11 protein-coding genes are annotated in these 10,464 nt (G+C 73.2%); 2 read left to right on the top strand and 9 right to left on the bottom strand.

What is annotated here, in order from left to right:
- The coding region (locus tag C464_RS07335; protein ID WP_006113002.1) for a PGF-pre-PGF domain-containing protein at positions 1 to 952 on the bottom strand (952 nt) is incomplete at its 3' end.
- Between the two features lie 27 nt (positions 953 to 979).
- Positions 980 to 1,252, bottom strand: coding sequence for a hypothetical protein (locus C464_RS19605; RefSeq protein WP_006113001.1), 273 nt, complete (start codon positions 1,250 to 1,252; stop codon positions 980 to 982).
- 335 nt (positions 1,253 to 1,587) lie between these two features.
- Here C464_RS19605 and C464_RS07330 point away from each other — a divergent pair, with 335 nt between their 5' ends.
- Positions 1,588 to 2,238, top strand: a complete 651-nt coding sequence (locus tag C464_RS07330) for a DUF7344 domain-containing protein (protein WP_006113000.1) — start codon at positions 1,588 to 1,590, stop codon at positions 2,236 to 2,238.
- A gap of 34 nt (positions 2,239 to 2,272) precedes the next feature.
- On the opposite strand, the gene C464_RS07325 is transcribed toward C464_RS07330, so the two are convergent.
- The 3 genes from C464_RS07325 to C464_RS07315 all read right to left on the bottom strand — a co-directional run bounded on the left by C464_RS07325 (position 2,273) and on the right by C464_RS07315 (position 5,452).
- Positions 2,273 to 3,007 (bottom strand): hypothetical protein, encoded by a 735-nt coding sequence (locus C464_RS07325; RefSeq protein ID WP_006112999.1) that lies wholly within the window; start codon positions 3,005 to 3,007, stop codon positions 2,273 to 2,275.
- Positions 3,008 to 3,084: 77 nt separating this feature from the next.
- Positions 3,085 to 4,233 (bottom strand): FtsZ/tubulin family protein, encoded by a 1,149-nt coding sequence (locus C464_RS07320; protein ID WP_006112998.1) that lies wholly within the window; start codon positions 4,231 to 4,233, stop codon positions 3,085 to 3,087.
- A 115-nt stretch (positions 4,234 to 4,348) separates the two neighbouring features.
- Positions 4,349 to 5,452 carry an AI-2E family transporter gene (locus C464_RS07315; RefSeq protein ID WP_006112997.1) on the bottom strand — a complete coding sequence of 368 codons (1,104 nt, stop codon included), beginning with the start codon at positions 5,450 to 5,452 and terminating at the stop codon, positions 4,349 to 4,351.
- A 108-nt stretch (positions 5,453 to 5,560) separates the two neighbouring features.
- On the opposite strand from C464_RS07315, the gene C464_RS07310 reads away from it, so the two are divergent.
- Positions 5,561 to 6,058, top strand: a complete 498-nt coding sequence (locus tag C464_RS07310) for a LabA-like NYN domain-containing protein (RefSeq protein WP_006112996.1) — start codon at positions 5,561 to 5,563, stop codon at positions 6,056 to 6,058.
- Positions 6,059 to 6,087: 29 nt separating this feature from the next.
- On the opposite strand, the gene C464_RS07305 is transcribed toward C464_RS07310, so the two are convergent.
- The 4 genes from C464_RS07305 to C464_RS07290 are packed head-to-tail and all read right to left on the bottom strand — an operon-like array spanning position 6,088 to position 10,431.
- Positions 6,088 to 7,311, bottom strand: a complete 1,224-nt coding sequence (locus C464_RS07305; RefSeq protein WP_006112995.1) for a M20/M25/M40 family metallo-hydrolase — start codon at positions 7,309 to 7,311, stop codon at positions 6,088 to 6,090.
- Positions 7,308 to 8,252, bottom strand: coding sequence for a diaminopimelate epimerase (gene dapF / locus C464_RS07300; protein WP_006112994.1), 945 nt, complete (start codon positions 8,250 to 8,252; stop codon positions 7,308 to 7,310). The genes C464_RS07305 and dapF overlap by 4 nt, the downstream gene beginning before the upstream one ends.
- Entirely contained in the window at positions 8,249 to 9,595 is a 1,347-nt protein-coding gene (lysA, locus tag C464_RS07295) for a diaminopimelate decarboxylase (RefSeq protein WP_006112993.1), read from the bottom strand. The genes dapF and lysA overlap by 4 nt, the downstream gene beginning before the upstream one ends.
- Complete coding sequence (locus tag C464_RS07290; protein ID WP_006112992.1) at positions 9,592 to 10,431, bottom strand: 2,3,4,5-tetrahydropyridine-2,6-dicarboxylate N-succinyltransferase; 840 nt, start codon at positions 10,429 to 10,431, stop codon at positions 9,592 to 9,594. The genes lysA and C464_RS07290 overlap by 4 nt, the downstream gene beginning before the upstream one ends.
- Between the last annotated feature and the right edge of the window lie 33 nt (positions 10,432 to 10,464).

Here is a 10,464-nt window from a genome sequence, read left to right as displayed (position 1 = left end):
CCGTCCTGTCGGCGACGAGTTCGCCGTCGATCCGCAGCCCGACGTTCGTCGACCCCTCGGCGTCGCCCTCGTTTCGCAGGCGGACGGCCACCTCGGTCTCGGCGTCGGGAGCCACCTCCGCGGCGCCGAGCGACGCCTCCGCGACGGACACGTCGGACTGCGGGCCGCCGACGGCGAAGTACGAGAAGCCGGGGGTCTCGGCGACGTAGGCCCCGTCGCCCTCGTACGTCGTGGGGAGTTCGCGCCACCGGTCGTCGACGTAGCGGTACAGCGAGACGTCCTCGGGCGAGTCGGCGTCCGAGAACGCCGACATCTCCGTCTCGAAGCGGATCTCCGCGGCGTCGACGTCGCCGGAGTCGAAGGTCGTCGGGTCGATCTCGAAGACCGACACCACCTCCGCGTCCTCGTGGTCGCGCACGTCGTCGGGCATCGCGGAGGGCTCCATCGCCGTCACGTCGGTGCCGAAGGAGAGGATCTCGGACGAGGGAGAGACGGAGAGCCCCGCGAGCGTCGCGTTCGACGTCGACGCTTCGTCTGGGAGGTCGGCCTCGACGACCTCGCCGGCCCCGACGCTGCCCGCGGAGACGGTCGCCGTGCCGTTCGCCATCTCGACCGACGCCGCGGTCGTCTCGACGGTGTCGCCGGTCGGCGACGGGGCGACCGCGCCCCCGCCGGTGGCGCCGGAGCCGCCGTCGTCCCCGTCGCTGCCGTCAGAGCCACCGGAGCCGCCGGAACCGTCGCCGCCGTCCGAGCCGCCGCTGCCGTCGGAACCGTCGCCGCTGCCGTCGGAACCGTCGCCGCCGTCCGATCCGTCTCCGCCGCCCGACCCGCCTGAGCCGTCGCCACCGTCCGACCCGTCGCCGACCGAGAGGTCGACCCGGCGGACCTCTCCCGGCTCCCACTCGATCGCCTCGTCGGTCGCGGCGACCTCGCCGTTGACGCGGAACTCCACCGTCGCGCCCGCGTCGGCGCTCGTCCCCTAGGCGACGAGCTTCTGGTCGAACGCCGAGGGTCCGCTGTACGAGCCCGTCTGCGTGGTCGTGAGGCTCCCGCGTAGTTCGCCGTCGACGTAGGCGGTGACCTCGACGCCCTCCGGGGCGGGCTCCCCGTCGATGGTGACGTCCCCGAAGTAGGCGGCGGGCGTCGGCGGGGGCCCGTCCTGCGCGACGGCCGCCGGCGCGCCGGCGACCGCGGAGACGACCAGTACCGAGACGATGACGACCGCTATCGGCGTCGAGCGTGTTCGTGACATGGGGAAACGTCCCACGCCGGTTCGAACGGACCGACCCGTCGGAGGCGTCCGAACGTCGCGGGGGGAGGGACGGGCGGCACCAAGTCGCCCGGTATAAGTAGTTATTAACCGATTGCTACGACGGATTACCGGCGCGGCGTCAGCGGTAACAAGTCGTTTCGACGGCGCGCGATCCGGTTCGGTCCGCCGGTTTCGGAACCGACCGCCGAGCGCCGGCGGCGCGACGAACGCGGTCCCCGCTTCCGGCCGGAGCGCCGACACGCGGCCGCGGCAATGCCTCATGTTCGCGATCATATCGGCCAATACATACGACGGGCCTCGCCGTAGAGAGCAATATGTTACCAATAGACGCGAGACGCGGTCGAGGCGAGGGCGAGCGGTCCCGGTTTCGCGCCGACGGCGGCGCTCGGCGCGGGCGGCCCGACTCGCCGAGAGGCGATCGGGTCGCCGACCGAGAGACGCTACTCGAGATCCTCGGGAACCGTCGTCGTCGGCTCCTGTGGGCGCTGCTCCACCGCAGCGACGGCCCCGTCGACCTCGCGGACGCGTCCCGTCGGGTCGCGGCGCGCGAGCGGGGCGTCGACCCGGCGGCCGCCGGGAGCGAGGAGCGAAAGAGCGTGTACGCGTCGCTGTATCAACACCACTGTCCGGTGATGGCCGAGGCAGGGGCGATCGAGTTCGACCGCGACGCGTCGACCGTCGAGGCGGTCGTCGCGGCCGAGCGACAACGGTTCCTCGACCTCGAGGTCGATTCGCGGGCCGTCGCCCGGGCGGTCGCCGGCGCGCTCGCGGCCGCGGCGGGCGTCGTCGGCGTCGGCTGGACGCTCGGCGCGCCCGTCCTCGGGTCGCTTTCGCTCGCCGAGTTCGGGGCCTCCGTGGGCGTGAGCGTCGCGGTCTCGGCCGCGGTGTACGCGGCGGTGGTCTCGCGCCGGTATCCGGTCCGCCTCGGAGACCTCCTGCGCGCCGCGGACGGGACGGACCGGTGAGTCGGGCGAGCGGACGGGAGACGCGACCGCCGGCTCAGAGGGAGACGCGTTCGAGGTCGGCCTCCAACTCGTCGACGAACTCGTTGTACGCCGCGACGAACTCGCGGAACCGGTCGGCGTACTCCCGGACATCGGCCGCGGAGGGGGCTTCGTACTGCGAGAGGAGGTAGAGCCCGCCCGAGCCGCCGACTCGGAGGTACGAGACGGCCCCCTCGTCGTACTTCAGCTCCCACCGGTCGCCGCCGACGCGCGCCGTGAACGTCCCGTAGTCGTCGCTCTCGTAGCGGTACACCTCCCCGGCGATCACCGCGCAGGCGTCGCGGATCGCGTCGAGGACGCGGTCGCGCTCGGCCACCACGCCGTCGGTCGTCGCCGGGTCGGGGAACTCGGCGCTCACGCCGTCGAGGACGCCGGACAGGGAGTCGACGTGGTCGTTCCACGCCGCCACGAACGCCGCGTAGTCGTCGAGCGCGGTCGCCAGCGCGGCCGGCTCCGGCGGCTGCTTCGTCGATATCACGTACGTGTCCGAGCCCGACTTCGGCGAGAACAGCAGGAACTCCAGCTCGCCCGCCTCGTGTTTCACCGTCCACTCGCCGCCCGGCGTCGAGAGGGTCTCCCGGCCGTAGTCGCCCCCCTGAAGCCGCGCGAGCTGGTAGGCGATCCGTCCGGCGTGGTCGCGGACGGCGGCCACGAGCTCGTCCCGGCGCTCCGCGACGGCCGCGGCGTCCCGCACGTCGACGTCGATCCCGAGTTCGGCCTGCGTCGTCACGGGATCACTCGGCGCGCCACGGGGTTAATCGGTTCGGGTCACCCCCCGAGCCGCGGGCCGGGTCCGACCGACCGGGGTCACTCGATCGTCTCGCGCAGCTCGCGGACCCGCTCCGGCTCGTCGAGCCCCGACCGGATCACGACCGCGGAGACGGCGTCGCCGTCGTGGACCGGCGCGTCGCCGCTCAGGATGGCGTCCGACTCGGTCTCCTCGGCCAGCCAGCGCCGCCCGTCGGCGATCGCCTCCCGGTTGAGCCACGCGGGCGGCCCCCCGACGACGAGCAGCGTCCGGTCGGCGCGCCCGTCGGGGACCTCGACGGTGTTCTTCCCGCGGGTCGCCTTGCGGATGACCGTCTCGATGGCCGACACCGCGGCGCTCGTGTCCACCTCGGCCGGCTCGCCGGAGCCGAACAGCCCGAGCCCGAAGCGCGACCCCGAGTCGGGCGACTCCACCGCCTGCGTCGCGTGGCCGATCGCCGCGATCTCGCCGTCGCTCCCCACCGCGCGTGCGACGTCGCTCGCGTCGAGCACCTGCTGTGGCGTCTCGGTCCCCTCCGGCGTCTCGCCGGCACCGAACAGCGCCGCGACCCGCTCGACCGCGGCCCCGTTGAGCCGGTCGCGAGCCCCGCCGAGCGTCTCGCTCGGGCGGAGCCACGCCGCGTTGTCGAACGGGAAGACCGCCGCGCAGCGGTCCGAGAGCGCGTCGAGGGTCCGCGCGGCGTTCCGCTCGGCGAGCGGGCGGTGTGGAGTCCGGGGCGACTCGCGCTCCCGGGTCCCGCCGGCCGGCCCGTCGTCGCCCGGCGCTTCCGTCTCGCTCGGGACGGGGAGGAACCCGAAGGCGTAGACGGGGGCGTCGTAGAGCCGCGAGAGCTCCTCGGCGAGCGCCGGGGCCGCGCCCGCGCCGGCCGCGCCGCCGAGGCCGACAGCGATCAGGAACGCCTCCGCGAGGGAGGGTTGCTGGTCGTCCATCGCCCTGCCGAGTTCGCTGGCGTGGGCGTCGCCGAGGCGGCGTCCCGCGTGGAGGTCGCCGTCGAGCCCGTCCCCGCCCGCGGCGTCGCCGAACCGGTACCGCCGCTCCTCGCCGAGCGCGTCCAGCGCCCCGAGCGCGTCCATGTCGGTGTCGAAGGCGTTGACGCCCGCGAGGAACGGGTCGGAGCCGTGTGCGGCGGCGAGCCGGTCGGCGACGCGCCCGCCGGCCCCGCCGAGACCGATCACGTGTAGTCGCATACGTGGCCCGGTCGGCGAGCGGGGATATATGACTTCGGCTCGCCGCGAACGAGCGTCGGGTGCGCGGTGTCGCGGACGGGGGGAGAGGAGGCGGCGCGGCGAACGAGGAGCCGACTCAGAACTCGTCGATGCGGCGCTGTCGCTCGGGTATCTCCGGACCCGGGTCGGGTTCCACGCCGAGCAGGCGCAACAGCGCCGTGTTCGCGAACGTCAGCGCCAGCACGAGGACGATCGGCGCGAGGAACAGCCCGTGGAAGCCGAAGACGACCGGCCCGAAGATGTACGCGAGCATGAGCAGGCCGACGTGCGTCGTGTCGCCGCTGAAGTACGGCCGGAGGACGATGTCGGGGATGGTGTCGACGACCACGGCCGCGACGGCGAGGAACCCGGCGACGTACACGAGCAGCGAGACGTCGCCGTCGAGCGCGAGCGGTATCGATATCGCGGCCGCGATCGGAATGTAGACGATCTTCATCCCGATCACCGGGATCAGGCTCGCGACGCCGGTGAGCGCGCCGGCGAGCGTCGGGTAGGGGATCTCGACCGCGGCGGGGGCGACCGCGTTGTACCCGAGGTAGGTGACCACCGCGATGATCGAGATGGCGATGACGTTGAGCAGGTTCCCGTACAACACCGCCTCCAGTTCGTCGTCGGCGGTCTCGAGGTACTCGCGGACGACGGCGTCGTCGTCGAACGTGAGGAGCCACTCGTGGAACCGGGAGCCGTCGATCAGCAGGTAGTAGGTGACGACGACGGTGATGAGGAGGTTCAGGGCGAGCCCCGAGAGGGTGCTCGCGAGCAGGGACGCCTGTTCGGAGACGAGGTCGATGAGGGGATCGAACTGTCCGGACTGGTACGCCGCGAGCAGTTCGTCCGTCGTCGGGTTCGACAGCTCCGCGAGGTCGCCGATCACCGAGTTCTCCGCGCCGATGGTGTCGGCCACCGGGTACGTGTCGATGAACCGCCGCGCCTCCAAGACGAGCAACACGAGGGTGTAGCTGACGAGGCCGATGAGCGGGAGGCCGATGACGGACAGCGACACCACCGCGCGGACCCGAGTCGGCAGCCGGAAGCGTTCGAGCCGCTGGTAGAACCGCCGCGTCGAGTAGTAGAGGAAGACGGCGATCGTGAGCGGGGCGACGAACCGATAGGCCACGTAGCCGGCGACGACCGCGACCGCGAGGCCGAAGAGGGCGACGACGAACCGCTTTTCGTCCATGCGCCACGGTCAGCGGCGTCCGGGATAAACCATGGTGGTCACCGCGATCCCGTGCGACCCGTCGCGCGGATCCCAAAGCCCCTAACGGCGGGCGCTGAAGAGGGGGGTATGACCGACATTCACCCGGACCAGCGCGTCGCGGTGCTGGCGGACTCGCAGAACCTGTACCACTCGGCACAGAGCGTCTACTCCCGAAACATCGACTACTCCGGGCTCCTCGACGGGGCCGTTGCGGACCGGTCGCTCGTCCGCGCCATCGCGTACGTGATCCGCGCCGACTCGCCCGAGGAGGAGAGCTTCTTCGAGGCGCTCCGCGACATCGGCTTCGAGACGAAGATCAAGGAGATCAAGACGTTCGCCGACGGTTCGAAGAAGGCCGACTGGGACCTCGGGATGAGCCTCGACGCGGTCTCGCTGGCGAGCCACGTCGACACCGTCGTCCTCTGTACCGGCGACGGGGACTTCGCCCGGCTCTGTTCGCACCTCCGCCACGAGGGCGTCCGCGTGGAGGCGATGGGGTTCGGCAACTCGGCCGCCGACGAGCTGATCGAGGCGGCCGACGACTTCGTCGACCTCGCCGAGGAGGAAGAGAAGTTCCTGCTGTAAGCGGAAGCGGCGGCACAGCGCTCGGAGGGCTACTCGAGTAGCGCCGCCACCGCGCACTCGACGGTCGCCGCGGCCGCCTCGACCTCGCGCACCCGGACGTACTCCCGCTCGGCGTGCGCGACCGCGCCCGACTCGTCGGCGAGGTCGCCCGGCCCGAACACGACCGTCGGGGCCGGCGCGAAGTACGAGGCCTCGGTCGCCGCGCCGAACGGTCGGACGTCGCCGCCCCGGCCGGTCGGGAGGGCCGCCGCGTCGGTCGCGTCACGCGCCGCGTCGGCGACCGCCCGGACGAGTTCGTGGTCCGGCTCCGTCGCGAACGCCTCTAGGAACGGCGACTCGCGGTCGGTGAGCGCGACCGCGGCGTCGACGCCGCGGTCGGGGGCGAGCGATTCCCGCACCGCGTCCGCGAGCGACTCCCGGAACGCTTCCGCGGTCTCAGGCGGCACGCTCCGCCGATCGACCGTGATCTCGCAGTCCGCCGGCACCTGGTTCGTCGCCGCGCCGCCTCCGATGACGGTCGGCGTGAGCTTCGGAGCCCCCAGCTGCGGGTGGTCGGCCGCGGCCGCGTCGAACGTCCGAATCGCGGCGAGCGCGTCCTCCGCGGCGGCGACCGCGTTCGCGCCCGCGAACTCCGCGGCGTGCGCGGCGGTCCCGGACAGCTCGACGGTCGCTTGGAACCGCCCCTTCGCGGCGGTACAGACGTCGAGGCCCGTCGGCTCGCCGACGACGAACAGGTCGCCGTCGAGGCGGTCGTTGGTCCCCGGAAGCCGTCCGGTCAGCGCCGCCGCGCCGAGCGACAGCGCCTCCTCGTCGGGCGTGAGCGCGAGCGTGATCCGTCCCCGGTCGGGGTCGGCGACGAAGAAGCCCGCGAGGAGCGCCGCCAGCGGCCCCTTCGCGTCGCAGGAACCGCGACCGCGGATCACCGCCTCACCGGCGGCGTCCGACTCGGGTCCGCCGCGCTCGTCCGCGGTCGCCTCGCCGCGCTCGAACGGGACGTGCGGCGTCACCGTGTCGAGGTGCGTGTTCAACACGAGGTGCGGGCCGGCCTCGGGGGCCGGGGAGCGCTTCTCCGCGAGGACGCAGCCGTCCGCGACGACCGCCGGGTCGGCCCCGCGTCGGTCGAGCGTCTCGACGACGAACTCGCGGACCCCGTCGACCGACTCGTGAGAGGGGATCCGAACCGCGTCTTCGAGGAACGAGACCGGGTCGAAGTCGGAGCCGCGACCCGAGTCGGCGTCGCTGCCGGCGCTCATCGCGGGTCGGCGGGGAGCGTCCCCGAGAACTCGTGGGCGACGGGGCCGGTCAAGGTGGCGTGGCCCGCGTCGGGTACGGTGATCTCCAGTTCGCCGCCCGGGGGACGGCTCACCGCGGCCTCGCCGTCGATCAGTCCGAGTCGCCGGGCGGCCGCGACGACCGCGACCGCGCCGGTGCCGCAGGAGCGCGTCTCCCCCTCGACGCCGCGCTCGAAGGTGCGCTGGTCGAGGACCGCGGGGCCGCCGCCGCGCCCGTCGTCGACGACCGCCGCGAGGTTCACGTTCGCGCCCTCGGGGAAGGCGTCGGCGTGCCGGACCGGGGGCGCGACCGCGTCGAGGTCGGCGCCGTCGACCCCGTCGGGGTCGTCGCGGCCGCCGTCGATAAACGCGACCGCGTGCGGGACGCCGGTGTTGACGGCGGTGACGGTCAGCCCTTCGACCGGTTCGTCGATCAGGGGTTCGCCCGCCTCGGGGTCCTCGCGAGCGACCGGGACGCGGCGGGGGTCGAACGTCGGGACGCCCATCTCGATGGTGGCCGCGGCCGCGTCCGCGGACACGGTGGCGCGGCGGGTGCCGGCCTGCGTGTCGATCATGAACTCGCGGTCGCCGGTCCGGTCGTGGGCCCACCGCGCGACGACCCGGGCGCCGTTGCCGCACATCGTCGCGGTGGAGCCGTCCGGCTGGACCAGCGTCATCACGACGCGGGTCGGGTCGAACCGCTCCGCGACGCTGAGGAAGAGGACGCCGTCCGCGCCGCGCCGGTCCGAGCGCGCGCCGCGCTCGTCCGCGTCGAAGTCGCGGCCGTCGACGCCCGTCTCGCGGTCGCAGTGCGCCCGCGAGAACGCCGCGCGGTCCCCGACGCTCTCGGCGGCCGCGTCGACGACGAGGAAGTCGTTGCCCGTGCCGTGGTACTTCTCCACCGGGACGGCGTGGGTGTTCATCGCTCGGCCCCCTGCCGCGCCGCCTCGCGTTCGACCGTCGTCAGGTCCCCGAGCGTCTCTCGGCGTCGGGTCGTCGTCGCGGTTCCGTCGTCGATCGCGACCTCCGCGGGTCGCGGTCGTGAGTTGTATTGGCTCGCCATCTCGTATCCGTACGCGCCCGCGACGCCGACCGCGAGGAGGTCCCCGCGGGCCGGCGCGGCGAGCGCGCGGTCCCTGCCGAGGGTATCGCCGGTCTCACAGATAGGTCCGGCGACCGTGACAGGGGTTGCCTCCCGCTCGCCGGCCGACGGCTCCCCCTCGGCCCCGCCGAGGTTCCGGATCGGGTGGTACGCGTCGTACATCGACGGACGAAGGAGGTCCGTCATCCCCGCGTCGACGCCGACGACCGTCTCGTCCGGCGTCGGCTTCACCGTGTTCACTTGCGTCAGGAGGACGCCCGCGTCCGCGACGACGTAGCGGCCGGGTTCGACCGCGAGGTCGACGCCCTCGGGGAGCGGCGCGACCGCCTCCCGGGTGGCGTCGGCGACGGCCGGCAGGTCGAGCGCCGGGGCGTCCTCCCGGTAGGGGACGCCGAACCCGCCGCCGACGTCGACGTATTCGAGGTCGAGCGGGGCGACGCCCTCGCCGTCCGGGTCGGTCAGATCGCGCGCCAACTCGCCCATTCGCGCGACCAGTTCGCGATGGCTGTCGAGCTGGTCCGGGTCGATCCCGGAGCCCGCGTGGGCGTGGACCCCGACCACGTCGAAGCGCTCGGCCGCGTCCCGTGCCGCCGTCGCGGCGCGGTCGTAGGGGATCCCGAACTTCGCGGCCCCGCCGGTGGTGACCTTCTCGTGGTGGCCCGCGCCGACGCCGGGGTTCACTCGGACGCACACGCGACCGTCGTAGCCGCGCTCGGCCAGCCGGTCCAAGGTGTCGACCGCGCCGACGGTGACGGTGAGGTCCGGGTCGGCCGCCGCGACGCCGACGACGTAGTCGAGGTCGCGGGCGGGCGGATTGACCGCCGTGTAGTGGAGCCGCGAGCCGTCGAAGCCGGCCGCGAGCGCGCGGTCGACCTCGCCCGCCGAGGCGCACTCCGCGTCGAGGCCGGCGTCGCGGACGGCCTCCAAGACCGCTTGGCCCGTATGTGCCTTGACCGCGTACCGCACGTCTGCGTCGGGGAACGCCCCGAGCAGGCGCTCGCAGTTCTCGCGGACCCGGTCGAGGTCCTGGACGTACAGGGGCGTCTCGTGAGCGTCGGCCAGCCCGCGGAGGCGCTCGCCGTCCCAGTCGCTCACGCGACGGACCGGGGGGTCGCCGCCGGTCCCGCCGTCGGTCGCTCCGGCCGCCGCGTCGGGGTCGCTCATTCGCGGAGCGCGTCCTCCCGCCGGGTCGCCTCCAGCGTCTCCTCCTCGACGTGCGTCGCCACGACCGCGGGCTTGTACGCGCCGCCCTCGAAGAGGTCGTGGTCGCCCACCGACGACTCGACCATCCGGGTGAACGCGCGGCGCTCGGCCGGGAGGTGACCGTAGACGACCTCCTCCTCGACGAGGTCGTAGACCGGGATCCGCGGCGTGAGCAGGGTGTTCTCGCCGACGATCGAGTTCTCGCCGACGCGGAACCCGCTCGTGACCCGACAGCCCGCGCCCAGCGAGACGCCGTCCTCGATCACCACCGGCGCGTCCTCGACGGGTTCGAGGACGCCGCCGATCAGCGTGTTCGCGCCGAGCTTAACGTTCTCGCCCAGCTGGGCGCAGGAGCCGACGGTGTCACAGGAGTCGACGAGCGTGCCGTCGCCGACGTACGCGCCCATGTTGACGAACGAGGGGCTCATCATGATACAGTCGCTCCCGAGGTACGCGCCGCGCCGGATGACGGTGCCGTCCGGCGTGTTGCGGGTGCCGCGCTCCGCGAGGTCGTCGGTGTCGCGCAGCGGGAGCACGTCGTGGTAGGTGACGCCGCCGTACTCGCGCGGCGCCGTCTCGCGCAGCCCGAAGTTGAGCAGGATGCCCCGCTTGACCCACTCGTTGGCCTCCCACGAGGTCACGTCGTCGCCGGTCTTCTCGGCGGCGCGGACCTCGCCCGCCTCCAGGGCGGCGAGGAACTCGTCGACGACGGCCGCGTCCGCGTCGGTCGCGTCCGCGGCGGTCAGTCCGTCCTGATAGCGATTCCACAGATCGGCGACGTCGGCTTCGAGACTCATTGGATGGTGTATAGATGAGTGTCGGTATTTACT

The organism is Halorubrum coriense DSM 10284 (assembly GCF_000337035.1).
Lineage (GTDB): Archaea > Halobacteriota > Halobacteria > Halobacteriales > Haloferacaceae > Halorubrum > Halorubrum coriense.
Note: the sequence above shows the minus strand (reverse complement) of the source record. Positions and strands in the feature narration are given on the sequence as shown.